This window comes from Chryseomicrobium excrementi (assembly GCF_002798305.1).
Taxonomy (GTDB): Bacteria; Bacillota; Bacilli; order Bacillales_A; family Planococcaceae; genus Chryseomicrobium; species Chryseomicrobium excrementi.
The window spans coordinates 611183-638055 of sequence record NZ_PCGR01000001.1; the positions used below are offsets into that span (position 1 = coordinate 611183).

The window sequence follows — 26873 nt, forward strand, 5'->3', positions numbered from 1 at the left end:
AATCTCCTCATCGATCAGATCTATGATTTATACAAAATGTAAAAAGTGCAATAACGGAATTACAAATAGCAGGGAATCAAAGCGGTCTAAGATTCCACCATGGCCCGGAAGCAATGTACCGGAATCTTTTACATGGTAATGACGTTTAATAGCCGATTCCGCCAAGTCACCAAACTGCCCGATGATAGAAGCAGCGATTGTTACAAATAGAAGTTGCAGAAGAGAATCTGCAAATGGGAATAACCAGTTTAGTACAAAGGCAAATACAATAGCTGCTAAGACACCGCCATAAAATCCTTCGACTGTCTTGTTCGGAGAAATCTCTGGCCACAATTTTTTCTTACCAAACTTTCTCCCTGTAAAGTAAGCTCCAGAATCTGTCGTCCATACAATCAACAGCGCAAAAACAACGTAAATCAAACCGTCCATGCGTGTCTCAATTAAATAGTAGAAACCGATTCCAATGTAGAGCATGCCAAAAAATACAAATGCAGCATCATCGTATGTAAATGTGTTTTTAACTAACACGGCATACAAAAGCAGCATAAACACTAATACAAAGACCAATGTCATTTTGTCATGTCCCGTCCACCCTAAGAGTGCATCCTCATATTTTATAGGTAGTAGCAACACATAAAGATTGATCAGTGCGAGCGCTCCCGGTATGGAAACTAAGCGAATTTGTTTCATCCGCAAAATTTCATAAAGAGCAATCGTCGCTAGCGCATAAATTGCAAGAGTAAATGGGATACCACCTAGCCATACTAGAGGTATAAATAACGCCATCGCTATGACAGCGGTAATAATCCGTTCTTTCATTTCGTTTGTTCCTCCAGTCCGCCATATCGTCGGTTCCGAGATTGATACACTTGAATCGCTTCTAGTAGGCAGGCCTCGTCAAAATCTGGCCACAAGACATCTGTAAACCAAAACTCTGTATAAGCAAGCTGCCACAGCATAAAATTGCTCAAGCGGACTTCTCCACTCGTACGGATCAAGAGGTCAGGTTCTACCAAATGTTTTGTCATCAAATGTTCGCTGATGCACTGTTCTGAAATATCATGGGGAGCTAACTCTCCTTTTTGAACAGCTTCCGTAATTGCTTTCACTGCATGTACGATTTCTGTTCGACTGCCATAATTGAGTGCAAAGTTTAAAATAAGTCCGGTATTGTGACTCGTCTCATCAATTGCTCGCTGCACAGCACGTTGTGTATGTTGAGGGAGAGAATCGAAATCTCCCATAATCTGTACTTGTACATTTTTTTCAATGAGCTCTGGCAAATACGTGCTTAAAAATTCTTCGGGAAGACGCATTAAAAATTCGACCTCTTTTTTAGGTCGAGACCAGTTTTCCGTTGAAAATGCATAGAGAGTGAGTACTTTTACACCGATGTCATTTGCATAGCGTGTAATTTTCCGCACTGTCTTCATGCCTTCATGATGTCCTGCTATGCGAGGAAGCGCACGCTTAGTTGCCCATCGTCCGTTACCGTCCATAATGATGGCAATGTGTTCCGGTATTGGACCAGCGATTGTCTGCTCGTCGCCTTCAGTTGATGTGTGCTTTTGTGTAAAAAGCTTTTTAAACATGTATAAGTTCCTCCAAACGCTCGTATCAAAACATATATATCCTATCATACCAAATTTCATACAAGTTATGAGTCGATTTTTTAACTTTCACCATATGAACGCTTTTTTGAGCGGAAGGTTTCGAGACAAAAGAAAAGCATCCTCCGAAGAGGACGCTTGGGACCTAGATTTCCATGATCTCGTTTTCTTTTTCTTTTGCAAGTTCATCGATTTTTGCGATGTACTGGTCTGTTAGTTTTTGAACCTCATCTTGGTAGCTACGTAAATCGTCTTCTGTGATCTCACCATTCTTTTCAAGCTTCTTCAAATCCTCATTTCCATCACGGCGCACGTTACGGATATGCACTTTTGCTTCTTCAGCTTCTTTTTTCACAAGCTTTGCAAGATCTTTACGGCGCTCTTCTGTTAGTGCTGGAACAGCTAGACGAATGACAGAACCATCATTTGTTGGAGAAATCCCAAGATCAGATTTCATGATGGCTTTTTCAATATCATTGATAACAGTTTTGTCATAAGGCTGAATCACTAGAAGGCGAGCTTCTGGAGTTGAAATCCCAGCCATTTGATTGATTGGAGTTGGAGAACCATAGTAATCTACAGTAATTTTATCTAGAAGAGATGCATTGGCACGACCTGCACGAATCGTAGCAATTTCGCGTGAATAGGCTTGTACCGATTTCTCCATCTTATCTTTTGTTTGATCGATAACTTGCTTCGACATTATGAGTTCCTCCTTACGACAGTCCCGATTGTTTCACCGAGTGCCGCTTTTTTAATATTTCCGTTTTCCATAATTGAGAATACAATAAGATCGATATCATTGTCCATACATAGCGTTGACGCTGTAGAATCCATCACTTGAAGACCATTTTGGATGACTTCTAAGAAGGAAAGAGTTTCATATTTGACAGCCGATGCGTCTACCATTGGATCTGCTGAATAAACTCCATCTACATTGTTTTTCGCCATTAAAATCACATCTGCTTCAATCTCAGCGGCACGTAAAGCTGCTGTTGTATCTGTTGAGAAGTACGGGTTGCCTGTACCAGCTGCAAAAATGACAACTCGGCCTTTTTCTAAATGACGAATCGCTTTTCGACGGATATATGGTTCAGCTACTTGACGCATTTCAATAGATGTCTGAACTCGAGATTCTACACCTTGTTTTTCTAATGCATCTTGTAAGGCAAGTGAGTTCATCACTGTTGCCAACATGCCCATGTAATCAGCAGTAGCACGATCCATTCCCATTTCGCTACCTACTTTTCCACGCCAGATATTGCCGCCGCCCACGACTACAGCTACCTCGATATCTAAATCTACTACTTCTTTTACTTGCTCAGCAACAGATTTAATAATGGCTGGGGATAATCCGAAACCTTGCTCTCCTGCAAGAGCTTCTCCGCTCAGCTTTAATACGATTCGTTTATATTGTGGTGTCGTCATTTATATCCTCCCAGATTTTGTCTTGAAAAATAGGGAACACACAGGTGTGTTCCCTAGTGGGTTCTTATGAAATTAGTTCCCTTTAACTTGGCTCATTACTTCTTCAGCAAAGTTGTCTTCACGCTTTTCGATACCTTCACCAACAGCGTAGCGAGTGAATGAAACTAATTCTCCACCAGTAGCTTTCACGAAGTCACGAACTTTTTGATCTGGGTTTTTAACGAAAGTTTGGTCAAGAACACAAACGTCTTCGAAATATTTACCAAGGCGACCTTCAACCATTTTAGCAACAATGTTTTCTGGTTTGCCTTCGTTTAGTGCTTGCTCAGTCAATACTTTGCGCTCGCGCTCTACTTCGTCTTCAGAAACTTCGTCACGAGAGATGTATTGTGGGTTAAGAGCAGCGATGTGCATAGCTACATCTTTAGCTGCCGCTTCATCAGTAGTACCTTCAAGAACAGCTAGAACACCAATACGTCCACCCATGTGTAGGTATGGTCCGAAAGCGTCTGCATCTGTTTTTGTTTTGATATCGAAACGGCGAAGAGTGATTTTCTCACCGATTTTAGCTACTGCGTTTGAGATATAGTTTTCAACAGTTGAACCGTTATCCATAGTAGATGCTAATGCTTCTTCTACAGTAGCTGGCTCAGTTGCTAGTAAGTGTGCAGTGAGATCCTTAACAACTGTTTGGAAGTTTTCGTTTTTAGCAACGAAATCTGTTTCTGCATTTACTTCTACTAGTACTGCTTTATTGCCTTGAACTTCAATTGCAGTAATACCTTCAGCCGCAATGCGGTCTGCTTTTTTAGCTGCAGAAGAAAGACCTTTTTCACGTAAGAAATCGATAGCTGCGTCCATATCACCATTTGTTTCTACTAACGCTTTTTTACAGTCCATCATACCTGCGCCTGTTTTTTCACGTAATTCTTTTACCATTTGAGCTGTAACTGCCATGTTTAGTTCCTCCTATACCGTTTCTATTCTTAAAAAAAGGTGATAAGTGGGTTGGCCGCTTATCACCTGTTCGTTTTAAAAATTACTCAGCTGTTACTTCTTCAGTTTCAGCAAGCTCTTCACTTTGTTTAGCTTCAAGTAAAGCGTCTGCCATTTTACCAGTTAGAAGTTTTACAGCACGGATTGCATCGTCGTTTGCAGGGATTACGTAATCAATTTCATCTGGATCACAGTTTGTATCAACGATACCTACGATTGGGATGTTTAATTTGATTGCTTCTGCAACAGCGATACGCTCTTTGCGTGGGTCTACTACAAACATAACGTCTGGTAGAGATTTCATATCACGAACTCCGCCTAAGAATTTCACTAAGCGCTCGTGTTCTTTTTTAAGTTGAACAACTTCTTTTTTAGGAAGTACAGCGAAAGTACCGTCTTCTTCCATTTTTTCGATTTGCTTCATACGAGCAACACGCTTTTGGATTGTACCGAAGTTTGTTAACGTACCACCTAACCAACGTTGGTTGATGTAGTAGTTACCAGAACGTTCTGCTTCTTCCTTGATAGCTTCTTGTGCTTGCTTTTTCGTACCAACGAACAAGACTTTACCGCCTTCTTCGCCAACTTGACGCATGTAAGCATAAGCTTCTTCTAATTTTTTCACCGTTTTTTGAAGATCGATGATGTAGATGCCGTTACGCTCAACGAAGATATATTTCTTCATTTTTGGGTTCCAGCGGCGAGTTTGGTGACCGAAGTGTACACCAGCCTCAAGTAGTTGTTTCATAGAAATGACTGACATGATATTTCCTCCTATTGGTTTAAACTTCCGCCATTCTTCCTGTGATCAAACGACCCGTAGGCACCTGCTTGACCATCAGAACAGCGTGTATAATCATACCGTCTTATAATGTACCATACATTGAACATCTTGACAACAAAAAAATCCGACCATCTAAATGGCCGGATAAGTTCATTATAACTTCATGTTTTCAAGTTCTTCTAGGAACTTGTTGTTCAGGACTTTGATGTACGTCCCTTTCATACCTAGTGAACGTGACTCGATAACACCAGCTGACTCCAATTTACGAAGAGCGTTTACGATTACTGAACGAGTAATCCCTACGCGGTCTGCGATTTTCGAAGCCACAAGAAGACCTTCGTTTCCGTTTAGCTCTTCAAAGATGTGTTCAATAGCTTCTAATTCACTGTATGAAAGTGAATTGATTGCCATCTGTACAACTGCTTTGCTACGAGCTTCAATTTCGATTTCTTCAGATTTCTCACGAAGAATTTCCATACCGACTACAGTAGCACCGTATTCAGCTAAGATTAAATCGTCGTCACCGAATGCGTCTTTGATACGAGCTAGGATCAGCGTACCAAGACGCTCCCCTCCACCATTGATTGGTACGATTGTTGTAAGACCGTCTTTGAACAAGTCTTTGTTCTCTACTGGGAAAGCAGTAAACTCACTATCCACATCTAGGTTTGAAGAAGTTTCTGTTACTTTGAAAAGATTTTTTGTATATTCCTCTGGGAACTGACGCTCCTCGAGCATACGGATCATGCGGTCGTTATCGATCTGTTGGTTGATATCAAACCCTAAAAGTTTCCCTTTACGGCTTACGATAAATACGTTACACTCAATTACTTGTGATAACGATTCAGCCATTTCTTTAAAATTCACTTGCTGCCCTGCAGACGCTTGGAGCATGGAATTGATTTTACGTGTTTTCGTTAATAGATTCATTATGAACCTCCATCTTTAAATTTTTTCTATTTATAAAATATTCTAAAGCTTTTTAATTGTTTTTAAAACAAAAAAGTTTCATTTACAAGATAAATTGTGACAAATCTTTGTTTTTTACGATATTTTTGAGCTTACTGTCCACAAATGCAGGTGTAATATCAATATGAGCTGGTGAAATATCTGATGCTTCATACGATAAATCTTCCATCACCTTCTCCAACAGCGTATGCAAACGACGCGCTCCGATGTTATCGGTCTCCTGATTCACTTCAAAAGCAAGCTCTCCTAAGCGGTCAATCGCTTCATCCGTAAATGCCACTTCAATACCTTCTGTAGCAAGTAAGGCTACATACTGCTGAATCAAAGAATGGTTCGGCTCTTTTAAAATTCTTACAAAATCGTCTTTCGATAGCTTTTCAAGTTCCACGCGAATCGGAAAACGTCCTTGAAGTTCAGGAATCAAATCAGATGGTTTTGCCATATGGAATGCACCAGCCGCAATAAATAAAATATAATCTGTTTTTACTGCGCCGTATTTTGTAGTCACGGTAGATCCTTCAACAATCGGTAAAATGTCTCGCTGCACGCCTTCACGAGAGACATCGGCACCGTGCCCAGATTTTGCTGCAATCTTATCAAACTCGTCAATAAAGATGATGCCATCTTGTTCTGCCTTTTCGATAGCAGCCTGATTCACTTCATCCGTATCAAGAAGCTTTGAGGCCTCTTCAGTAATAAGGGCTTTTCGAGCCTCTTTCACCTTCATCTTCCGTTTCTTCTTTTTCTTAGGCATCAGATTCGAAAGCATATCTTGCATTTGAGCGCCTTGCCCTTGGTCTGCGCCAGGCATCATATCAAATAGAGACGGTGCTGATTCGGTTACTTGAATCGTCACTTCCTCTTCTTCTAAAAGTCCCGCCTTAAGCTTCTCTGCTATCTCACTTCTTTTGATCCGAACTGTGCTGTCTTCTTCCTCTTCTTGCTCTACCCTTCCTCCAAGAAGGGCTTCAAACGGATTGCTTGGATTCGATTTCTTTTTTAATGAAGGGACCAAATATTTAACGAGCTGTTCTTCAGCAAGTCGTTCTGCCAAAGGACGCACTTGTTCCATCTTTTCTTCTTTCACTAAGCGAATGGACGCTTCCACTAGATCACGAACCATAGACTCCACATCTCTACCCACGTAGCCGACTTCTGTAAACTTGGTGGCTTCTACTTTGATAAAAGGCGCACGAGTTAGTTTTGCAATACGGCGAGCAATTTCTGTCTTCCCTACTCCAGTGGGCCCAATCATCAACATATTCTTTGGTACGACTTCTTGCTGCATCTCCTCTGAAAGCAACTTCCGTCTGTAGCGATTGCGAAGGGCAATGGCAATCGCTTTTTTTGCCTCATCTTGTCCAATGATATAACGATCTAAGTAGGCTTTCGTCTGTTTAGGCGTTGTTTCTTTCGTCATGATCAATCGCCTCCAAGATAATATTATGATTTGTGAACACACAGATATCTGCTGCTGTCTCTAACGCAGCATGTGCAATTTGTTCTGCCGATAGCGCATCTCCACTAAATTTCTTTAGTGCCCGTCCTGCTGCGAGAGCGTAGTTGCCTCCTGAACCGATGGCAAGAATTCCGTCATCTGGCTCGATTACTTCTCCTGTACCTGAAACAAGAAGCAAGGTGTCTTTGTTCATGACAAGTAGCATAGCTTCTAGTTGACGAAGCATTTTATCTCCTCGCCACTCTTTTGCCAGTTCTACAGCAGCGCGTTGTAGGTTGCCATTATACATCTCAAGCTTTGCTTCAAACTTCTCAAATAGCGTGAATGCATCCGCTACAGAACCTGCAAAACCTGCCACTACCTGACCACCGAATAGTCTTCGGACTTTTTTCGCTGTATGTTTCATGACGACTTGGTTTCCTAGAGTCACCTGACCATCGCCTGACATGGCAGACTGCCCTTTATGTTGAATCGCGAATATCGTTGTTGCGTGGATTGCCATTTGGATAACCTCCTATGCACGTGGATGTGCATTTTTATATGTGGAAAGCAAATGATCTTTTGTAACATGTGTATAGATCTGAGTAGAACTTAAACTGCTATGACCAAGTAGTTCCTGGACGGTTCGCATATCTGCCCCATTGTTTAAAAGATGGGTTGCAAATGTATGACGGATCATATGCGGATAGATAGATTTCGTGAGCGTACTCTTTTTCACAATCTGCTGCAAGATATGGCGAACACCCATCTCCGTCAGAGGATCTCCTCGATGGTTCACAAAGACCACTTCGTGATCCTTGGCTTTCATTAAACGAGGACGAGCCGTCTGTAAATAGGTTTCAAGCGCGCTCTGCGCAAAACTCCCGAGTGGAATATAGCGCTCTTTTCTCCCTTTCCCCATGACACGGACAATGCCGTAGGACAAATCGAGGGCATCTTGTTCAAGATTTGTCAGTTCACTGATACGCATGCCGGTCGCATAGAGAAGTTCAAGTAAAGCCATATTGCGAAGGTCCAGCGGTTGTTCACCTTGTGCGGCTTCGAACAGTGCCTGAAGCTCTTCTTCGTAAAAGAACTGTGGGAGTTTCTTTTGTTGCTTTGGATGAAACAACGCTTGGAAAGCATCTGAATTGACTTGAAGCTCTTTAGCTAGATACGAGAAAAATGTTCGTATTGCGGAAATCTTGCGAGAGATGGTCGTACGTGCCAGCTTCTGATCATAAAGCTTCGTTACAAATAATCTGGCGTGCACGTACTCGACTTCTTCAAAAGAGGAAATCGCCTCAGCTTTAAGAAACTGTATAAATTGCTGTAGATCCGATTCATATTCTTTTACAGTATGCGGAGAATAGTTTTTATCTAATTGAATGTATTCCAGAAAGCCTTGCAGTTCCTGCGACTCCATTGTGCATCCTCCTCCACGTAAAAACCCCTAAGATTATATCAATCTGTAGGGGTTCAAGCAATTAAAGTGAATTACTCTTCACAAAATTTTGAATTGTTGTCAAAGCTCGGTCGGCTAATTTCTCAGACTTTACCTTTTTGTCGCGGATGCGTTCTGGTAATGCTGGGAATAAACCGAAGTTGATGTTCATAGGTTGGAAGTTTTTCGAATCAGCTTCTGTAATATAACGAGCCATGCTTCCTAGAGCCGTTTCAGCAGGAAGAACAATTGGTTCTTCTCCTGAAACAAGACGTGCTGCATTGATTCCAGCAAGTAGACCTGAACCTGCAGACTCTACGTATCCTTCTACACCCGTCATTTGACCTGCGAAGAAAATCTTTTTGTCTGCTTTCAATTGATACGTAGGCTCAAGTACTGTTGGTGAATTGATGAACGTGTTGCGGTGCATAACGCCGTAACGAACGATTTCTACGTTTTCAAGTCCTGGTATTAATTGAAGGACTTCTTTTTGAGGTCCCCATTTCAGGTGCGTTTGGAAGCCCACAATGTTATATAGTGTTCCAGCCGCATCATCTTGACGAAGCTGAACGACTGCAAATGGACGCTTTCCAGTCTTCGGGTCTTCAAGACCCACCGGTTTCATAGGGCCGAATAACAATGTCTTGCGACCACGTGACGCCATGACCTCAACAGGCATACAGCCTTCAAAATAAATCTCTTTTTCAAACTCTTTTAGCGGCACAACTTCTGCCTCTAAAAGGGCATCGTAAAATCGGTCAAATTCTTCTTCTGTCATCGGACAGTTGAGATAAGCTGCTTCTCCCTTATCATAACGAGATTTTAAATACACTTTGTCCATATCGATACTGTCTTTTTCGATGATCGGCGCTGCTGCATCATAAAAGTACAGGTAATCTTGACCTGTCAGCTCTTTTACTTTTTCAGCAAGCGCCGGTGATGTCAAGGGACCGGTAGCAATAATCGTGATGCCGTCAGGAATCTCTGTGACTTCTTCATTGATGACTTCGATATTCGGATGATTGCGAATCGTGTCTGTGACACGACCAGCAAAATCATGTCGGTCTACTGCAAGAGCGCCACCAGCAGGCACCGAACTATTGTCTGCTGACTTGATGATTAAGGAGTCGAGCATACGCATCTCTTCTTTAATGACACCCACTGCGTTTGTCAACGTATTGGCACGTAGCGAGTTCGAACAAACAAGTTCTGCAAATTTATCAGTATGGTGCGCTGGTGTTTGTTTTACAGGGCGCATCTCATAAAGCTTTACTTGAATGCCGCGTTTTGCTAATTGCCAAGCCGCCTCACTACCTGCAAGGCCGGCTCCGATTACATGTACTGTCTGATTCATAAGATGATTGCCTTCTTTCTAGCTTTGTACTTCTTCTTTATAATCACAAGACACACATTGAATTTGAATGCCTTTTTTCAGCTTTTTCTCCACTAGAAGTGCTTCACACTTCGGACATGGACGACTGATTGGTTTGTCCCAAGAGACAAAATCACATTCCGGGAACTGATCGCAACCGTAAAAAATACGTTTTGTCTTACTCTTTCTCTCCAGGAGTTGTCCTTTTTTACAAGTAGGACACGGAACGCCGATTTCTTTGACGATTGCTTTTGTATTCCGGCAATCCGGGAAATTACTACATGCCATGAACTTTCCATAACGTCCTAATTTATAGACCATAGGTGATCCACATTTTTCACAATCTTCACCCGTTGGTTCATCTTTGATCTCGATTTTTTCCATCTCTTCATCTGCATGTTTGATGTGTTTTTCAAAGTCAACATAGAACCGGTCTATCAAGTTTACCCATTCAATCTGACCGTCTTCGATTCGGTCTAGATCTTGCTCCATCTGAGCAGTGAACTCAATATCAATAATATCTGGGAAAAACTCAATCATGAGTTCATGTACGATCGTACCTAACTCAGTTGGAACAAAACGCTTTGTTTCAAGTGTGACATAGCCTCGTTTTTGAATCGTATCGAGTGTCGGTGCAAATGTTGATGGACGACCTATGCCCAGTTCTTCAAGCGTCTTGACTAGACGCGCTTCCGTATAGCGTGGAGGTGGTTGCGTGAAATGCTGCTTCGGTTCAATGTCAGAAGCTTTTACTTTTTCCCCTTCAGCTAAGTCTGGTAGCAACTTGTCTTTGTCATCCACTTGATCGTCGGAGCCTTCCACATACACCTTCATAAACCCTGCAAATTTCACTTGCGACCCGTTCGCACGGAACATCACATCTTGGTTGACGAGGTCAACAGCTACAGTATCTAATACAGCAGCTGACATTTGACTAGCGATAAAACGTTCCCATATCAACTTATACAAGCGGTACTGATCACGTGACAAAATAGCTTTTACTTCATCTGGTGTTCTCAAAGCACTTGTTGGACGAATCGCTTCGTGGGCATCTTGTGTCTTTTTAGTAGATTTCGCTGCCCCGGTCGTTGAATTAAATTCTTTGCCGTATTTTTCTTCGATATAGCTTGACGCTTCCGTTTTCGCACTATCTGAAATTCGAGTGGAGTCCGTACGCATATAAGTGATCAAACCGACTGTTCCTTGTTTCTTTCCAAGGTCGATTCCTTCATAGAGCTGCTGAGCAAGCATCATCGTTTTTCGAGCTCGGAAATTCAGTTTACGTGCTGCCTCTTGTTGTAGCGAAGAAGTCGTGAATGCTGGAGAAGGATTGCGTTTGCGTTCCTTCTTGACGACCTTCTCTACAGTAAACTGCTTGCCTTTCATTGATTTCAATACAGCGTCGACTTCTTCTTTAGAAGTCAGTTTTTTCTTTTCTTTCGTAGTGCCATAATACATGGCATCGAACACGCTCTTTCCTTTTTCAAAGACGCCCTCAATTGACCAGTATTCCTCTGGAACGAATTGTTTGATTTCATTTTCACGATCGATGATTAAACGTAATGCTACCGATTGGACGCGACCTGCAGAAAGTCCTTTTTTGACTTTCTTCCATAGTATTGGACTGATGTTGTACCCTACGAGACGATCAAGAACACGTCGCGCTTGTTGTGCATCGACTAAATCACGATTTAGAGGTCGTGGATGCTTGAACGATTCAATGACCGCATCTTTTGTGATTTCATTGAATACAACTCGGCAATTGGAATCTGCATCAATGGAAAGCGCATTAGCAAGGTGCCATGCAATCGCTTCCCCTTCTCTGTCGGGGTCAGCCGCGAGATAGATTTTTTTCGCTTTTTTGGCAGCTGTCTTAAGTTCTTGAAGAACAGGGCCTTTTCCACGAATCGTTATATATTTTGGTTGGTAGTTATTCTCTACATCGACACCCATCTGACTACGTGGTAAATCAATCACGTGGCCTACGGATGCTTTCACTTTATACTTTTTCCCCAAATACTTCTCTATGGTCTTCGCTTTGGCTGGGGACTCTACAATGACTAGATAATCTGACATAATTGGCCTCCTTTAAATAGAAGGTAATCCGCTTCACGATAAAAACAAATACCTGAAGCAAAATGTATAACAGTTTTCCACTGATTGCAAGGCTTTTCATCTCAGGAAGTTTTTTTGAGTCCCAAAAATGTCCTGTAAATCTTCTATCGAATGCAGCAGATGAGCCCCTTGTTGAATCAAAATATGAGGTCCTGCACTAAGAGGAGAATCAATCCTTCCCGGCACGGTATACACTTCTTTACCAAGGTCTAGTGAGAACTCCACAGTGGACATGGTGCCACTCTTTTTTTCAGCCTCTGTAACAAGCAATCCATCAGACAATGCGCTGATGATGCGATTTCTTGCGATAAATTGGTGAGGAGAAACAGCTGTATGCGGTGGATACTCACTGATGACGAGATGATCTTTTGCAAGATGTTCAAATAAGTTGCGATTTGATGTCGGGTAAATAAATTGGAACCCAGACCCTAGCACAGCAATTGTGGGTACTTCATGTACTAGTGCGGCTTCATGAGCCATCGTATCTGCTCCTACCGCCATGCCACTACAGACGACCCAGTCCTGATCTTTAAAATACGGCATAAACTGTGCAATGCACTCTTTCGAATAGGAAGTAGCTTTTCGAGAGCCAATGATAGCCAATACACGTTTCTCAAGTAATTCGGCATGACCTTTTATATAGACCACAGCAGGAGGATCGTGTAATTCTTTGAGACGCGGTGGATAGGAATCATCGAATATAGTAATAGGTGTGATCATGTGTTGTTCGTAGTAGACATCGAAGGGAAAAGTTAAAGCTTCGGACCATTTTTGTTGGACTACATTGGGGATTTTAGGTGGGGCTAGTGATGCTGTATGGGAAGATATCAAGTAGTTGTAGATCGGTTTGAGACGGTTCCATGGCCAGGGTAAAAGACTGTGTAGAGCCAGCAAGTGTTGACGTTTGTTCAAAAGTCACCTCATTAGTAGATTTGGGGATAAAAAAAGATACGGCGGCTGCCGTATCTTTCATATTAATGTGTTTTACAAGCGTCGTAAAGACCTGCTTCTTTAATTGCTTCAATTAAAGTTTCTCCAATTACTGATGGAGTTGCAGCTACTTTCATACCTGCATCTTTCATTGCGCTAATTTTACCTTCAGCTGTACCTTGACCACCAGAGATAATAGCTCCTGCGTGACCCATACGTTTTCCTGGAGGTGCAGTTTGACCGCCGATGAAGCCGACAACTGGTTTCTTCATGTTAGCTTTGATCCACTCAGCCGCTTCCTCTTCTGCAGTTCCACCGATTTCACCGATCATGACGACAGCATATGTGTCTTCATCTTCGTTGAACTCTTTAAGAACATCGATGAAGTTTGTTCCGTTAACTGGATCTCCACCAATACCAACAGCAGTTGTTTGGCCGATTCCTTCTTGAGTTAACTGGTGAACCGCTTCATACGTAAGCGTACCAGAGCGAGAAACCACTCCAACGTGACCTTTTGTATGGATGTAGCCAGGCATGATTCCGATTTTACACTCATCAGCTGTGATAACACCTGGGCAGTTAGGACCGACTAAGCGAGTCTTTTTACCTTCCATGTAGCGTTTCACTTTAACCATGTCTAGAACTGGGATGTGCTCTGTGATACAGATCGCCATATCAAGTTCAGCATCAACAGCTTCTAAGATTGCATCTGCAGCGAATGGTGCAGGTACATAGATAACAGATACATTAGCGCCAGTAGCTTTAACAGCTTCTTCAACAGTGTTGAAAACTGGAACGCCTTCTACTTCTGTGCCGCCTTTACCAGGAGTCACACCTGCAACGATTTTTGTACCGTACTCAATCATTTGTTTTGTATGGAAAAGAGCAGTTGAGCCCGTGATTCCTTGAACGAGTACTTTCGTATCTTTATTAATATATACGCTCATTTTATCTCCCTGCCTTTCTTATCCTACAAGTTTCACGATTTTTTGTGCGCCGTCTGCCATAGAATCTGCAGCGATAATGTTCAATCCAGATTCATTTAGCATTTTCTTACCTAAGTCAACGTTCGTACCTTCAAGACGAACAACAAGTGGTACTTGTAGTCCTACTTCTTTAGCAGCGATGATGACACCTTCAGCAATAACGTCACACTTCATGATACCGCCGAAGATATTTACGAAAATACCTTTTACGTTTTTATCTGAAAGAATGATTTTGAATGCTTCCGTTACTTTCTCTGCTGTAGCACCGCCCCCAACGTCAAGGAAGTTAGCGGGTGAGCCGCCGTAGTAGCTAATTGTATCCATTGTAGCCATAGCTAGACCTGCACCATTAACCATACAGCCGATGTTGCCATCTAAAGAGATATAGCTAAGGTCATATTTTGATGCTTCGATTTCTTTTGCATCTTCTTCATCGTAATCACGCATTTCCATGATTTCCGGATGACGGTACAATGCGTTTGCATCGAAGTTGAATTTCGCATCAAGAGCGATAACTTGATCGTCGCCAGTTACAACTAGTGGGTTGATTTCCACGATAGCTGCATCTTTTTCGACGTATACTTTGTAAAGACCCATCATGAATTTAACAGCTTTGTTTACAAGCTTCGCTGGGATGTTCATGTTGAACGCCATGCGACGAGCTTGGAATCCTGTTAGGCCGACTACTGGATCAATTTCCTCGTAGAAAAGTCTTTCAGGTGTGTTCGCTGCTACTTCCTCGATATCCATTCCGCCTTCTTCAGAACCCATAAGAGTGACACGTGAAGTTGCACGATCTAATACAAGGCCGATGTAATATTCTTTTTGAATATCGCTACCTTCTTCGATGTAGATACGTTTCACTTCTTTACCTTCTGGACCTGTTTGGTGCGTCACAAGAACTTTACCTAAAAGTTCCTTTGCGTATTCACGGACTTCATCAAGATTTTTAGCAATCTTAACTCCGCCAGCTTTACCGCGACCACCTGCGTGGATTTGTGCTTTGACAACGGTTACTGCTGAGCCTAATTCTTTTGCTGCTTTCACTGCTTCTTCAGGTGAGAAAGCAACGATTCCATTTGGCACGGCAACTCCATATTGACGTAGCAATTGTTTTCCCTGGTATTCATGGATATTCATTGTGCGTCCTCCAATCGAACTATTGAGTTTACTACCTTCCCCATTGTATAAAACCTGTCACAATATGTCCATAAAAGTCTGAAACTGCGAATTTTCAAATTTCTCTCATTTTGCAACAAGGGATTTTATCGGTTCGAATGAGCGACGATGCTCTTCACATATGCCGTACTCTTCAATTGCTTGCAAGTGAGAGGGCGTTCCGTAGCCTGCATGCTGCTCAAAACCAAATTGAGGATACTTGGTTGCTAGCTCCTCCATATACGCGTCACGAGTAGTTTTTGCGAGAATAGAGGCAGCCGCAATTGACAGACTTTTCGCGTCTCCCTTGATAATGGCATGACACGGCTGTGTCACAGGTAATGGCATGGCATCCGATAAAATGATAGTTGGAGTCAGGTCGAGTAGTTCAATTGCTACTACCATAGATTGTTTTGTCGCCTCGTAAATGTTGAGCTGATCGATTTGTTCTCTTGATTGAATATGTACTGCATAACTGACAGCGTGTTGACGGATAAGTGATGCCAGACGCTTTCGTGCTTCTTTAGTGAGCTGTTTGGAATCATTGACTTCCCAGAGCGCTGTCGTGTCTTCAGGTAAAATAACAGCTGCGGTGACGACTGGTCCTGCCAGCGGACCTCTGCCTGCTTCGTCGACTCCTACTACGATTCCTTCGCCAAAAGAGCGATCGAATGCGGTGCGCTCTAAATAGTCGGTCCAGCGCTGCTCACGCTTGGCTTGTTTGCGATCCCAGCTTGTGATGAGCTTTTGGACGCCACTACGTGCATCTTGTCTGAGTGCGCTGAGCCATTCGGTCTCGTGTTCAAGCAGTTTCAGTTTTTCTTTAATGGTTTGAATCGACTCCATCTCATCGACCCCTTTCATTTAATCATGTAGTTTAATCAGCTTATTGAGAGCGTTCGGAAAAGAAACGCTTATCTGTGGGAGTGGCCATCAGAATTCTATATTTGTGTAGCGAGTTTTACCTGAGAAGCCCCTTTCCAAGGGGAGAACCTCGAAGCCTCCTCGTCGTGAACAAAGCTTCGCTTTACTCCTGCGGGGTCTCCGAGAACCTCTTAATTCCCTGGGAAAGAGGCATCTCAGGTTCAAAATTATGTATGTTCTCGAATCCATTTTATTTGAAAGCGAAAAAGCGTGCCGTAGATCTTGGGGCTGTTTTCTAAAGGCTCAGGTCGATGCCGGATATCACCCGTGTCGCTTCACCCGTGAAGCGATTGGGAAGATTCGGCACGGCCCTTCTGGAAACAGTGCCAAGTCAGGCACGATTTAAGCGTAAAAGTCGGTTCAGCTGTTAAAAATATTTTATAAAAGAACACTATTGCATTCTCAATTTAATTTCTAGATCTAGCAAAAAACCCCTTGGATTAGTCCAAAGGGTCTTGTTCTTCCACAAAATCAAACGTTAAACGGCCAAGATGCTCATTCCGAACATCACGCACAATCAGCTCTGCCACGGCATCGTAATCAATCTCTCCACCGGCAGCAAACGTTTGGCGCAATTGACCGATGTGAGTGAATACAGCTTCCAAGTCATCACCGACTGTAGTCAGCTGGTACCGTTCCTGTAAGCGCTCTGGGTAATGCTCCTCTAAAAAACGTAAGGCATAGACTGCTAGATCTTCCATACGCAGCACGGCGTCTTTGATGGCTCCTGAGAGCGCTAATTTGAAGCCGATTTGCTGGTCTTCAAACTTCGGCCACAGAATACCTGGTGTATCCAGAAGCTCTAGCTCTTTTGCAATCTTGATCCACTGCTGTGACTTCGTAACACCTGGAGTGTTCCCAGTACGCGCTATGTTCTTTTTCGCAAAACGATTGATCAATGTCGACTTTCCGACGTTTGGAATTCCGAGAATCATCGCACGGATGGCTCTTGGTTTCATACCGCGTGCTTTCATACGGTCAAACTTTGGCTGTAGCAGCACTTTTGTTTCTTTCAATACCTTTTGAAGATCTTTCCCTTCAAAAGAATTGATAGCCACTGCTTGGATCCCTTGATCCGCAAAATAGTGAATCCATTTGACTGTCTGTTTTTCGTCTGCCATGTCGGCTTTCGTCAAAATCATCAATTTGATTTTCTGATGGACGATCTGCTCGAGCATCGGATTTCTTGATGATACCGGTAGACGTGCATCGACCAGCTCAAAAACGATATCAACTAATTTTAAGTTTTCTGTTACTTCCCGACGGGCTTTCGCCATATGGCCAGGGAACCATTGAATGGTCATGTCATCACCTTCACTCTATGATGGTCGCATCTTGAAGAGGCCAGAAAATCAGATTGGTCGTTCCAATCACTTCATTTTGGGGTACAAGACCAATGTGTCGGCTATCTTTTGAATAGCGACGGTTGTCTCCCATCACGAAGAAATAGCCTTCTGGAATTTCCGACAACTGCGTCTTCTCTTCAAGAGTAAAATCTTCCGTTAGAGTTCCTTCTGTAATTTCAGCTTTCTTTTCATCTAAATAGGGCTCATCGATAGGTTCACCATTGATGTACAATTGGTCATCTTTATAGGCAACATGATCTCCAGGAAGACCTATGATGCGTTTAATATAGTTTTTTTGTTCAGGTGCATGGAATACGACAATCTCAAATCGTTCAGGAGTTCCAATTTCATAGCCGATCTTGTTGACGACCATACGGTCTCCATCATGTAGTGTTGGCATCATAGATTCCCCGTCCACCACAATCGGTGTGAATAAGAAGAACCGGATGATGGCCGCAATACTGAATGCAATCAGGATGGCTTTTGCCCATTCCCATACTTCATTTTTCTTTTTAGTTGTTTCCATAGTAGCTCGCTCTCCCCTCAGCTTCTATCTTACAAAAATTACAGGGTTTTCTCTACTGTCAGCCTTGCCCAAATAAAAATACTGTATGCTGTCTTGCGACAACATACAGTATTCCAATTAGCGAAGTTCTTTAATACGAGCTGCTTTACCACGTAGGTTACGTAGGTAGTACAATTTCGCACGACGTACTTTACCACGACGAACCACTTCAAGACGTGCAATCTTCGGTGTGTGTACAGGGAATGTACGCTCAACTCCTACACCAGAAGAAATTTTACGAACTGTGAAAGTTTCGCTGATACCGCCGCCACGACGTTTGATTACAACACCTTCGAACATCTGTAAACGTTCACGAGTACCCTCGACAACTTTAACGTGTACACGTACAGTGTCTCCAGGACGGAATGTTGGTAGGTCAGAACGAAGCTGATCTTTTGTAATCTCTGAAATAATGTTTTGCATAATCATTTCTCTCCTTATACGAATGCTCTTACACGCATATCCGCTGCAGCGGAACATCCAAAATAGGTGCAACTTATAAGAAGCACATCAGTCATCATAGCACAAAGTTTGACAAGTTGCAATACTTGTCAGTCAGATTTTAACGTTTTTAAATAAGCTTGGTCTTGTTCGGATAACTCTGCCGTTTCCAGTAAATCTGGACGGCGTTCAAATGTCCGTTTCAAGGATTGTTCACGACGCCACTGTTCAATTTTTGCATGGTTTCCAGAGAGTAATACATCTGGTACTTTCATGCCGTTGAAATCAGCAGGACGTGTGTAATGAGGATGTTCTAGAAGTCCTGTAGAAAACGAGTCTTGTTCATGTGACGCCTGCTTACCTAATACATCAGGTAATAAACGGACCACACTGTCGACGACCGTCATGGCCGCCAGCTCTCCACCAGTTAACACAAAATCACCAATGGAGATCTCGTCCGTCACTAAGTGCTCACGGATTCGCTCATCATAGCCTTCATAATGACCACAGATGACAACAAGCGACTCTTCTTCAGCGAGTTCTTCTGCTTTCTTTTGCGTAAAGCGCTGCCCTTGAGGACACATCAGCAGGACGCGAGGTGGTTTACTAGACGCACTCTTCAGCTCTTCCACCGCTGCAAACAGGGGCTCTGGCTTCAACACCATTCCAGCTCCACCACCATACGGATAATCGTCTACTTGTTTATGCTTCGACGTTGAAAAGTCTCTAAAGTTGATCACTTCAAGATCCGCACGTCCAGCCTCTTGAGCTTTCTTTAAAATCGAAGAACCAAAGACCCCTTCAAACATTTCAGGAAACAGCGTCAGCACTTGAATTTTCATTCACTGAGCAGTCCTTCCATGACTTCAATCACAATCTTCTTCTCAGCCGGGTCTACTGATTTTACAACTTGTTCGATATACGGGATGTAGTGCTTCTTCCCTTTTTTCGGTGTGACTTCCCATACGTCATTAGCTCCAGTAGCTAGAATCTCCGTTACGGTACCGAGCTCATCCCCATCTGTTGAATAGACTGCACAGCCGATAATCTCATGATAATAGAACTCATTATCTTCGAGCTCTGTCAGTGCGGTCTTCTCTACTTTTAATAAATGATCTCGGTAACGCTCGACCTCATTTATAGACGGCATGCCCACGAACGTCAACAAGTCGAAATTTTTATGGGTACGGTGTGATGCGACTGTTACTTCTGTAACAAGCTGGTCACCGGTAAACAAGCCTAGTTTAGCGCCTTTTTTAAAGCGCTGTTCCGGAAAATCTGTTGAAGACATTACGCGGACTTCTCCACGAATCCCATGTGTATTGACAATCTTTCCGACATTTAACCATTCTGTCATAGTAATTTCCTCCCTCTACGTAAACGAACAAAAAGGAAGAACCAGTGAGTTCTTCCTTTTGATCAATCCATAATATCGACAAAAACACGTTTTGATTGGTGACTGCTTGCTGCTGAATAGACAATTGTACGAATCGCTTTCGCGACGCGCCCTTGTTTCCCAATTACTTTCCCCATATCTTCTGGATGTACAGAAAGCTTATAGACGACTCGGTTGCCTGAAGTCTGTTCATGGACCTCAATGGATTCCGGGAAGTCAACAAGTGGTGTAACGATCGTTTCAATCAGCTGCTTCATGCTGTCACCTCCGATTATTTATTGAATTTTGAGTTATGGAATTTTTCCATGATACCTTGTTCAGAGAACAAGTTACGTACTGTATCAGATGGTTTTGCTCCATCTTGAAGCCATTTCAATGCAAGTTCTTCATTGATTTTAACTTCAGCTGGTTTAGTTAGTGGGTTGTATGTACCCACTGTTTCGATTTGACGGCCGTCACGTGGAGAACGTGAATCAGCAACTACAATACGATAGAAAGGAGATTTTTTAGCTCCCATACGTTTTAAACGAATTTTTACTGCCATTTGTTAGTGCACCTCCGAATAGTTTCACACAAGATAGTATATTACCAAGCTTTTTTTAGTTTGTAAAGTGTTTTTTCTTAACACTACATAAAGTTATCGAAATAACCCGTCCATACCAGGGAAATTCATCTTTTTCTTGCCTTTTTGTTGCATAGAAGACATCTGTTTCATCATCTTTTTCATATCGTCAAATTGCTTTAGAAGACGGTTCACTTCTTGAATAGATGTTCCCGAGCCTTTTGCAATTCGCTTTTTCCGACTGCCATTGATAGTTTCTGGATGCGTTTTTTCATGTGGTGTCATGGAGTAGATGATCGCTTCTACACGACCCATCTGCTTTTCATCCACTTTTGCGTTCTCAAGACCCTTGATTTTACCTGCACCAGGAAGCATTTTCAAGATCTCATCAAGAGGCCCCATCTTCTTCACTTGTTGCAGCTGCTCAATAAAGTCATCAAACGTGAACGATTGCGTCCGAATCTTTTCTTCAAGTTCTTTTGCTTTCGACTCATCGACCTCTGTCTGTGCTTTCTCGATGAGGGATAGTACATCTCCCATACCTAAAATACGCGATGCCATACGGTCTGGATGGAATTCTTCGAGAGCGTCCATCTTTTCACCCATACCGACGAATTTAATCGGTTTCTGAGTGACAGAACGAATCGAAAGTGCAGCTCCCCCACGCGTATCTCCGTCAAGTTTCGTCAAGACGACCCCAGTTATCCCTAGAGCTTCATTGAAGTTTGATGCCACATTGACCGCATCTTGCCCGGTCATGGAATCCACGACTAAGAAGATTTCATCCGGCTCTTTAATAGCGCGAATCTGCTTCAACTCGTCCATCAATGCTTCATCCACGTGGAGACGACCAGCCGTATCAATGATGACCACATCATGGTGCTCTTGTTTCGCATGCTCAATCGCTTGGCGTGCAATCTCGACTGGCGAGATTTCCGTCCCTAACGAAAATACAGGCAATGAGAGCTGTTTCCCGAGCGTTTCAAGCTGTTTAATGGCAGCCGGGCGGTAAATATCCGCTGCTACAAGAAGTGGTTTCTTGTTGTACTTTTTGCGAAGAACGGATGCAAGTTTCCCACTGGTCGTGGTTTTACCGGCACCTTGCAGACCAACCATCATAATGACAGTGGGTGGTCGCGTAGAAAATGCAATCTTACTCTGTTCTCCACCCATGAGTTGAGTCAATTCATCTTTAACGATTTTAATGACTTGCTGACCTGGTGTTAGACTCTTCATGACGTCTTGACCAACAGCACGTTCGGAAACCGTCTTTATAAATTCTTTGACGACTTTCAAGTTGACGTCCGCTTCAATCAAAGCAAAGCGAACTTCACGCATCATTTCTTTGACGTCCGCCTCGGAAATCTTTCCTTTACCTTTAATCTTTTGCATCGTCACTTGGAGTCGTTCTGCTAATCCTTCAAAAGCCATTATGTGCTCCTCCTATTCGACGCCTTTTAATTGTTCTAGAATTGCGTGTAGCTGTTCGTCAGTACCTTCCGCAATGGTCTTTTCAAGCTCTTCGATCAATTGCTGACGCTGCTCAAATTTCTCAAACAAGTTTAATTTCGTTTCATACTCTTCAAGCATCATTTCTGTTCGACGAATATTATCGTAGACCGCTTGTCTCGATATTTCATATTCCTCGGCGATTTCTCCTAATGAGAGATCATCTAAATAATACAGTTCCATATATGAGCGCTGTTTATCGGTTAAAAGAGATTGATAAAAGTCAAAAAGGAAGTTGATACGGGTCGTTTTCTCAATCATCTTCTCGCTCCTTTATAGGTACACCCACTAGTTTAGTAGGTGCCCAACGTAGTGTCAAGTAATTTTACTTGTCTTCAGTATCTTCTAGTTCCAGCCCTTCAGCAAATAAACCGTACACATATTTGTCTGCATCAAAAGGCTGCAGATCATCCATTTGTTCGCCTAGACCAACAAATTTCACTGGGATTCCCAGCTTGTTGCGGATGGCTAGGACAATCCCACCTTTAGCTGTACCGTCTAACTTCGTTAGTACAATACCTGTGACATTGGTTACTTCTTTAAAAGTCTGCGCTTGAATCAAGGCATTTTGACCCGTGGTAGCATCGAGTGCTAGGAGAACTTCATGCGGAGCATCTGGAAGTTCACGCGAGATCACGCGGTGAATCTTTTCTAGCTCATTCATCAAATTCACTTTATTTTGCAAACGTCCTGCTGTGTCACAGATCAACACGTCCACACCGCGGCTCTTTGCTGCACGGACTGCGTCGTACATGACAGCTGCCGGGTCGGAACCCTCTGCCTGTTTGACGACTTCTACACCCGTTCGGTTGCCCCACTCCTGTAATTGATCGATGGCTCCTGCACGGAATGTATCTCCTGCAGCGAGCATCACCGTTTTTCCTTGTTGTTTCAGGCGGTGTGCGAGTTTCCCGATTGTCGTCGTTTTACCGACCCCGTTCACCCCAACTAAAAGGATGACACCGAGACCTGTCTCTGGCAGTTGAAGCTCAGCTAACTGCTCTTCCCCACTTTCATAGATCTCCACAAGTTTTTCTGCAATGACAGACTGGATACCTGACGTATCTTTGATGTTCTTGCGCTGTACTTCGTAACGCAGCTTGTCCATCAGTTCCATGACTGTCTCAAATCCGACGTCTGCTTGAAGAAGCAATTCTTCGAGTTCTTCAAAGAAGTCTTCATCCACTTTTCGGTATTTGGCAACAAGATCATTTACCTTAGATGTAAATTGGTCACGAGTCTTTGAAAGACCCCCTTTAAATTTTTCGGTAATACTTTGTTTTTCAATCTGTTCTTCCGGTGTACCGGACATTTTTTCTTTTAACTTTTTAAAAAAACTCATTGTCCTCATCCTTTATACATAATCTTCAAGTTTTACAGAGACCAGCTTTGAAACGCCTGATTCCTGCATAGTCACCCCGTACAAGACGTCCGCGCCTTCCATGGTCCCTTTACGATGTGTGATGACAATGAATTGGGTGTCATCAGCAAACTGCTTCAAGTAATCGCTATAGCGCACGACATTCGCTTCATCGAGTGCTGCTTCTACTTCATCTAGTATACAGAAAGGAACCGGACGCGTCTGTAAGATTGCAAATAGTAAGGCGATGGCCGTTAGCGCTCGTTCCCCACCTGAGAGTAGTGACAGGTTTTGCAATTTCTTACCTGGCGGTTGTGCGACGATTTCAATACCCGTTTCAAGCATGTTGTCTGGCTCAGTAATCACAAGATCTGCCTGACCTCCACCAAAGAGTTTGCGGAAGACCACGCGGAAATGTTTTTGGATTTCAAAGAACGTAGTAGAGAACCGCTCTGTCATTTCTTCATCCATCTCTGCGATAGCCACGTGAAGTGTTTCTTTAGCTTCAAGTAGATCTATTCGCTGCTCGGTCAAGAACTGATAACGCTCATTCACTTGTTCAAACTCTTCAATTGCAGAGAGATTTACTGGCCCCAACTCTTCAATTGATTTCTTGAGTAAACGAATCTTAGAACGTTCTTTTTCACTATCTTGCGGGAGAGTGAACTGCGACTTCGCTTCTTCGAAATCTAAATCATATTCTTCAAAAAGAAGCGTATGAAGGCTATGAATCGACTTTTCAAGCTGTTCGCAGATAAGCGTTGTTTTCTCATGTCGGATGGAAACCTCTCGTAAGCTCGAAGAACACGCTTCTTCCGTGATTTCGGTTTTACGTATTTGTTGTTGATGGGTCATCCGTCTGTCACGCAATTGTTGAATTCTAAGTGACAGCTCTTTCTTGGTTTCAGCCAATTTCACAATCTCTTGATCAAGCTCTTCTTCCGTTTGCTGATCGTGCCCTGTCTGATACCAAGACAGCTCGTCTTCCCAAAGTTTGATTTGCTGTGCTGCTTTATCCCGTGACTCGATCAGTGCCGACAGGTCGCGGTCAAACTGTTGCCCCCGTTCCCCTTCTACTGCAATTGTCGTCAACAATTCCCCGAGCTGATGCTGGAGCGCATCTTTTTCTTCCACTGTTTTGGTCTTTACTTCTGTGAGAGACTGAATTTGTTGTTGTATAGCGGCTGTCTGCTCTGCAAAGCGCTCCAATTGGTCTTTAATTTCTTGTAGGCGCGCACTTGCTACATCACGGTCTTCCCCTTGTTCTTGTTGCTGCAAGTGATAGACCGCATGCTTTTCTTGCCATTTTTCTAATTGGGAACTAGCAGTGACCAAGTCGCGGTGTAAGGTCTGTTGTTTTTGTCGCAGCTGCTCTCCGTCGGCCGTCACTTTATCTACTTCTCGATTAAGATGGGCCTTTTGTTCTTTCAGGTCTGCCACAACTGCCTCTGCACGAGCCAGATCCTTTTCTAACTTATGTACGAGCTTTGTATAGTTTTCAAGATCCGCTTTTCTAGTGAAGACCGAGCTCTGTTTTTTAGCAGCTCCACCGGTTAAAGAGCCTCCTGGATGCACAACATCTCCGTCAAGCGTCACAATACGGTAACTGTGCTGCACGACACGAGCAAGTTCTGTTGCACCTTTTAAATCCTTTGCAACAATAGTTGTGCCCAATAAATTGTCACGAATCGCTTGATACGCTGAATCAGTCGTTACAAGGTCATTCGCTGTGGCGATAAAAGCTGGATGACCAGTTACTTTTTGAAGCTGGTGGCTTGCCACATGGCGTGGTTTGATGACTTCCATTGGAAGGAACGTCGCTCGTCCGTAGCGATTTTGTTTTAAAAACGCGATCGCTTGTTGCGCATCTTTTGTTGACTCGACGACCACATGCTGTGCTTGGCCGCCGATTGCCGTGTCAATTGCTGCTATATATTCAGAAGGAATCGTAAACAACTCAGCCACTGCACCATGAATACCGGAAAGCTTCCTCGTCTCACGTTGCTTTAAAAGCTCCTTGACTCCTTGGAAATACCCACTGAACTCTTCCTCAAGTTCTGTAAGTGAGTCTCGTTTGGCTCGCAATTGATGAAGCTGTTGATAGCCATCAAACACCAACTGACGCTTTTTCTCGTACTCCTCTGTAACGCGGTCTGCTTGTTGCTTCTTTTCTCGGTGCAACGTCAGGGCCTGCTGTAACTCTTGATCAATCCGTTCTTTTTCAAGAGTCACTGCATCTACTTGCTCTATTGAATCGGCTAAATGGATCTCAATTTCATCCACTTCTTGCGAAAATCTTTCTAAATGAGCCAGCTGCTTTTCATTTTGTTGAAGCAGGATGCGCTGCTCATTTTTAAGGGCCGCTTCCTCATTCAACAGCTCGATATATTCAGATTTCAATTGTTCTATCTGCTCTTCGATTTGTTGTTCGGATGTTCCGGTCAACTGTTCCAATTTTGCCCGCTCTGAACGAAGGGCTTTCACCTTTTGCGCGTGCACATGCTTTTGTTCGGTCACTTGTTGCACTCTAGCTTCGATGCCTTGAAGTTCTTGAGTCGCTACTTCAAGGGAGCGCGTTAACTTGTCAACTTGTTGTGCCCGGTTGTTCTGCTTTTCAACAAGCACTAGCTTGCGACCCTCTTGACGCTCAAGGCTTGCCGAAATTTGTAACGCTTCATCTTGGAGATGATCCAGTTGCAGCTCCAGGTCGGATAGGGACGCTTTGGACTGTTTCAACTGCACCAGCATCTGCTCCCGCTCTTTCGTCAACCGATCCATCTCTTCTTTAGATGACGCTTTTTCTTTTCTATTCACTTCAAGTTCAACTGTCTGATGAGAGATGTCATGAAGGGCTAGGCTGACTTCTCTGTCTTTTAACTCTTCTGCGAACGCCAAATAATCCTTAGCTACGGATGCTTGGATCTGAAGCGGTTCAATCCGTCCTTCTAGTTCGTGTAAGATATCGAGCACTCGACTTAAGTTGTCATCGGTCTCAATAAGCTTAAACTCTGCTTTTTTCTTACGCTGTTTGTATTTCAAGACGCCTGCCGTCTCTTCAAAAATCGCGCGGCGATCTTCAGCTTTACTGTTTAGAATCTCGTCTACTTTCCCTTGCGAGATGATAGAAAACGCTTCTTTTCCGAGACCAGAGTCCATGAACAGTTCCGTAATGTCTTTTAAGCGACAGTTCTGTCTGTTCAATAAGTAATCCGAATCTCCCGAGCGGTAGACGCGTCTAGTGACACTGACTTCTTCATATTCCGTCTGAAGTAGCTGGTCGCTGTTATCCAGTACTAAAGTGACTTCAGCAAAATTTAGCGCTTTTCTCGATGCACTCCCCGCAAAGATAACATCTTCCATTTTGGCTCCGCGAAGCGACTTAGCAGATTGTTCTCCGAGCACCCAGCGGATGGCATCCGTGATATTGCTTTTTCCACTTCCGTTTGGTCCGACGACCGCTGTGACCCCAGGAACGAAATCCACAGCAATACGTTCTGCAAACGATTTGAAGCCTACAATTTCAAGCCTCTTTAAAAACAT

The 26873-nt window shown here is 43.2% G+C and carries 27 protein-coding genes; all 27 read right to left on the reverse strand.

Annotation, left to right across the window (positions count from 1 at the left end; genetic code table 11):
* Positions 1-27: 27 nt before the first annotated feature.
* The 27 genes from CQS04_RS03065 to smc all read right to left on the reverse strand — a co-directional run bounded on the left by CQS04_RS03065 (position 28) and on the right by smc (position 26873).
* Positions 28-819, reverse strand: coding sequence for a phosphatidate cytidylyltransferase (locus CQS04_RS03065; protein WP_100352721.1), 792 nt, complete (start codon positions 817-819; stop codon positions 28-30).
* Positions 816-1592 (reverse strand): undecaprenyl pyrophosphate synthase, encoded by a 777-nt coding sequence (locus CQS04_RS03070; RefSeq protein ID WP_100352722.1) that lies wholly within the window; start codon positions 1590-1592, stop codon positions 816-818. The genes CQS04_RS03065 and CQS04_RS03070 overlap by 4 nt, the downstream gene beginning before the upstream one ends.
* Before the next feature lie 163 nt (positions 1593-1755).
* Positions 1756-2313 carry a ribosome recycling factor gene (gene frr, locus CQS04_RS03075; RefSeq protein WP_100352723.1) on the reverse strand — a complete coding sequence of 186 codons (558 nt, stop codon included), beginning with the start codon at positions 2311-2313 and terminating at the stop codon, positions 1756-1758.
* On the reverse strand, positions 2313-3038 hold the full coding sequence (pyrH, locus tag CQS04_RS03080; protein ID WP_100352724.1) for a UMP kinase: 726 nt from the start codon (positions 3036-3038) through the stop codon (positions 2313-2315). Before pyrH ends, frr begins: the two co-directional genes overlap by 1 nt.
* 72 nt (positions 3039-3110) lie before the next feature.
* Entirely contained in the window at positions 3111-3995 is an 885-nt protein-coding gene (gene tsf / locus CQS04_RS03085) for a translation elongation factor Ts (protein ID WP_100352725.1), read from the reverse strand.
* 82 nt (positions 3996-4077) lie between these two features.
* Positions 4078-4797 (reverse strand): 30S ribosomal protein S2, encoded by a 720-nt coding sequence (gene rpsB, locus CQS04_RS03090; RefSeq protein WP_100352726.1) that lies wholly within the window; start codon positions 4795-4797, stop codon positions 4078-4080.
* A gap of 174 nt (positions 4798-4971) precedes the next feature.
* The gene (codY, locus tag CQS04_RS03095) at positions 4972-5748 is read right to left on the reverse strand and encodes a GTP-sensing pleiotropic transcriptional regulator CodY (protein ID WP_094941654.1); all 777 of its coding nucleotides are present in this window, start codon (positions 5746-5748) and stop codon (positions 4972-4974) included.
* An 82-nt stretch (positions 5749-5830) separates the two neighbouring features.
* The gene (hslU, locus tag CQS04_RS03100) at positions 5831-7207 is read right to left on the reverse strand and encodes an ATP-dependent protease ATPase subunit HslU (protein WP_100352727.1); all 1377 of its coding nucleotides are present in this window, start codon (positions 7205-7207) and stop codon (positions 5831-5833) included.
* On the reverse strand, positions 7185-7748 hold the full coding sequence (hslV, locus tag CQS04_RS03105; protein ID WP_100352728.1) for an ATP-dependent protease subunit HslV: 564 nt from the start codon (positions 7746-7748) through the stop codon (positions 7185-7187). Before hslV ends, hslU begins: the two co-directional genes overlap by 23 nt.
* A 12-nt stretch (positions 7749-7760) precedes the next feature.
* On the reverse strand, positions 7761-8651 hold the full coding sequence (gene xerC / locus CQS04_RS03110; protein WP_100352729.1) for a tyrosine recombinase XerC: 891 nt from the start codon (positions 8649-8651) through the stop codon (positions 7761-7763).
* A gap of 61 nt (positions 8652-8712) precedes the next feature.
* Positions 8713-10023, reverse strand: a complete 1311-nt coding sequence (gene trmFO / locus CQS04_RS03115) for an FADH(2)-oxidizing methylenetetrahydrofolate--tRNA-(uracil(54)-C(5))-methyltransferase TrmFO (RefSeq protein WP_100352730.1) — start codon at positions 10021-10023, stop codon at positions 8713-8715.
* An 18-nt stretch (positions 10024-10041) separates the two neighbouring features.
* Positions 10042-12117: a type I DNA topoisomerase gene (gene topA / locus CQS04_RS03120; RefSeq protein ID WP_100352731.1), complete on the reverse strand. Its 2076-nt coding sequence runs from the start codon at positions 12115-12117 to the stop codon at positions 10042-10044.
* Between the two features lie 96 nt (positions 12118-12213).
* Positions 12214-13068, reverse strand: coding sequence for a DNA-processing protein DprA (gene dprA, locus CQS04_RS03125; RefSeq protein WP_100352732.1), 855 nt, complete (start codon positions 13066-13068; stop codon positions 12214-12216).
* Between the two features lie 62 nt (positions 13069-13130).
* Positions 13131-14033 (reverse strand): succinate--CoA ligase subunit alpha, encoded by a 903-nt coding sequence (sucD, locus tag CQS04_RS03130; protein WP_100352733.1) that lies wholly within the window; start codon positions 14031-14033, stop codon positions 13131-13133.
* A gap of 18 nt (positions 14034-14051) precedes the next feature.
* Entirely contained in the window at positions 14052-15212 is a 1161-nt protein-coding gene (gene sucC / locus CQS04_RS03135) for an ADP-forming succinate--CoA ligase subunit beta (RefSeq protein WP_100352734.1), read from the reverse strand.
* Between the two features lie 105 nt (positions 15213-15317).
* Complete coding sequence (locus CQS04_RS03140) at positions 15318-16076, reverse strand: ribonuclease HII (protein WP_100352735.1); 759 nt, start codon at positions 16074-16076, stop codon at positions 15318-15320.
* A gap of 518 nt (positions 16077-16594) precedes the next feature.
* Positions 16595-17458 carry a ribosome biogenesis GTPase YlqF gene (ylqF, locus tag CQS04_RS03145; RefSeq protein WP_100352736.1) on the reverse strand — a complete coding sequence of 288 codons (864 nt, stop codon included), beginning with the start codon at positions 17456-17458 and terminating at the stop codon, positions 16595-16597.
* 10 nt (positions 17459-17468) lie between these two features.
* Positions 17469-18026, reverse strand: coding sequence for a signal peptidase I (gene lepB / locus CQS04_RS03150; RefSeq protein ID WP_100352737.1), 558 nt, complete (start codon positions 18024-18026; stop codon positions 17469-17471).
* Positions 18027-18143: 117 nt separating this feature from the next.
* On the reverse strand, positions 18144-18488 hold the full coding sequence (rplS, locus tag CQS04_RS03155) for a 50S ribosomal protein L19 (protein ID WP_094941642.1): 345 nt from the start codon (positions 18486-18488) through the stop codon (positions 18144-18146).
* Between the two features lie 128 nt (positions 18489-18616).
* Entirely contained in the window at positions 18617-19348 is a 732-nt protein-coding gene (gene trmD / locus CQS04_RS03160) for a tRNA (guanosine(37)-N1)-methyltransferase TrmD (RefSeq protein WP_100352738.1), read from the reverse strand.
* Positions 19345-19863 carry a ribosome maturation factor RimM gene (gene rimM / locus CQS04_RS03165; RefSeq protein WP_100352739.1) on the reverse strand — a complete coding sequence of 173 codons (519 nt, stop codon included), beginning with the start codon at positions 19861-19863 and terminating at the stop codon, positions 19345-19347. The genes trmD and rimM overlap by 4 nt, the downstream gene beginning before the upstream one ends.
* Before the next feature lie 62 nt (positions 19864-19925).
* Positions 19926-20159, reverse strand: coding sequence for a KH domain-containing protein (locus CQS04_RS03170; protein ID WP_094941639.1), 234 nt, complete (start codon positions 20157-20159; stop codon positions 19926-19928).
* A 14-nt stretch (positions 20160-20173) separates the two neighbouring features.
* Positions 20174-20446 (reverse strand): 30S ribosomal protein S16, encoded by a 273-nt coding sequence (rpsP, locus tag CQS04_RS03175; protein ID WP_094941638.1) that lies wholly within the window; start codon positions 20444-20446, stop codon positions 20174-20176.
* Positions 20447-20539: 93 nt separating this feature from the next.
* The gene (ffh, locus tag CQS04_RS03180) at positions 20540-21895 is read right to left on the reverse strand and encodes a signal recognition particle protein (RefSeq protein WP_100352740.1); all 1356 of its coding nucleotides are present in this window, start codon (positions 21893-21895) and stop codon (positions 20540-20542) included.
* A 12-nt stretch (positions 21896-21907) separates the two neighbouring features.
* Positions 21908-22234: a putative DNA-binding protein gene (locus CQS04_RS03185; RefSeq protein ID WP_100352741.1), complete on the reverse strand. Its 327-nt coding sequence runs from the start codon at positions 22232-22234 to the stop codon at positions 21908-21910.
* 64 nt (positions 22235-22298) lie between these two features.
* Positions 22299-23315, reverse strand: a complete 1017-nt coding sequence (gene ftsY / locus CQS04_RS03190; protein WP_100352742.1) for a signal recognition particle-docking protein FtsY — start codon at positions 23313-23315, stop codon at positions 22299-22301.
* Positions 23316-23327: 12 nt separating this feature from the next.
* Positions 23328-26873 (reverse strand): chromosome segregation protein SMC, encoded by a 3546-nt coding sequence (gene smc, locus CQS04_RS03195; RefSeq protein WP_100352743.1) that lies wholly within the window; start codon positions 26871-26873, stop codon positions 23328-23330.

Coding starts and splice junctions, on each gene's coding strand:
- CQS04_RS03065 (WP_100352721.1), bottom strand. CDS start 819: ATGAAAGAACGGATTATTACCGCTGTCATAGCGATGGCGTTATTTATA.
- CQS04_RS03070 (WP_100352722.1), bottom strand. CDS start 1,592: ATGTTTAAAAAGCTTTTTACACAAAAGCACACATCAACTGAAGGCGAC.
- frr (WP_100352723.1), bottom strand. CDS start 2,313: ATGTCGAAGCAAGTTATCGATCAAACAAAAGATAAGATGGAGAAATCG.
- pyrH (WP_100352724.1), bottom strand. CDS start 3,038: ATGACGACACCACAATATAAACGAATCGTATTAAAGCTGAGCGGAGAA.
- tsf (WP_100352725.1), bottom strand. CDS start 3,995: ATGGCAGTTACAGCTCAAATGGTAAAAGAATTACGTGAAAAAACAGGC.
- rpsB (WP_100352726.1), bottom strand. CDS start 4,797: ATGTCAGTCATTTCTATGAAACAACTACTTGAGGCTGGTGTACACTTC.
- codY (WP_094941654.1), bottom strand. CDS start 5,748: ATGAATCTATTAACGAAAACACGTAAAATCAATTCCATGCTCCAAGCG.
- hslU (WP_100352727.1), bottom strand. CDS start 7,207: ATGACGAAAGAAACAACGCCTAAACAGACGAAAGCCTACTTAGATCGT.
- hslV (WP_100352728.1), bottom strand. CDS start 7,748: ATGGCAATCCACGCAACAACGATATTCGCGATTCAACATAAAGGGCAG.
- xerC (WP_100352729.1), bottom strand. CDS start 8,651: ATGGAGTCGCAGGAACTGCAAGGCTTTCTGGAATACATTCAATTAGAT.
- trmFO (WP_100352730.1), bottom strand. CDS start 10,023: ATGAATCAGACAGTACATGTAATCGGAGCCGGCCTTGCAGGTAGTGAG.
- topA (WP_100352731.1), bottom strand. CDS start 12,117: ATGTCAGATTATCTAGTCATTGTAGAGTCCCCAGCCAAAGCGAAGACC.
- sucD (WP_100352733.1), bottom strand. CDS start 14,033: ATGAGCGTATATATTAATAAAGATACGAAAGTACTCGTTCAAGGAATC.
- sucC (WP_100352734.1), bottom strand. CDS start 15,212: ATGAATATCCATGAATACCAGGGAAAACAATTGCTACGTCAATATGGA.
- CQS04_RS03140 (WP_100352735.1), bottom strand. CDS start 16,076: ATGGAGTCGATTCAAACCATTAAAGAAAAACTGAAACTGCTTGAACAC.
- ylqF (WP_100352736.1), bottom strand. CDS start 17,458: ATGACCATTCAATGGTTCCCTGGCCATATGGCGAAAGCCCGTCGGGAA.
- lepB (WP_100352737.1), bottom strand. CDS start 18,026: ATGGAAACAACTAAAAAGAAAAATGAAGTATGGGAATGGGCAAAAGCC.
- rplS (WP_094941642.1), bottom strand. CDS start 18,488: ATGCAAAACATTATTTCAGAGATTACAAAAGATCAGCTTCGTTCTGAC.
- trmD (WP_100352738.1), bottom strand. CDS start 19,348: ATGAAAATTCAAGTGCTGACGCTGTTTCCTGAAATGTTTGAAGGGGTC.
- rimM (WP_100352739.1), bottom strand. CDS start 19,863: ATGACAGAATGGTTAAATGTCGGAAAGATTGTCAATACACATGGGATT.
- CQS04_RS03170 (WP_094941639.1), bottom strand. CDS start 20,159: ATGAAGCAGCTGATTGAAACGATCGTTACACCACTTGTTGACTTCCCG.
- rpsP (WP_094941638.1), bottom strand. CDS start 20,446: ATGGCAGTAAAAATTCGTTTAAAACGTATGGGAGCTAAAAAATCTCCT.
- ffh (WP_100352740.1), bottom strand. CDS start 21,895: ATGGCTTTTGAAGGATTAGCAGAACGACTCCAAGTGACGATGCAAAAG.
- CQS04_RS03185 (WP_100352741.1), bottom strand. CDS start 22,234: ATGATTGAGAAAACGACCCGTATCAACTTCCTTTTTGACTTTTATCAA.
- ftsY (WP_100352742.1), bottom strand. CDS start 23,315: ATGAGTTTTTTTAAAAAGTTAAAAGAAAAAATGTCCGGTACACCGGAA.
- smc (WP_100352743.1), bottom strand. CDS start 26,873: ATGTTTTTAAAGAGGCTTGAAATTGTAGGCTTCAAATCGTTTGCAGAA.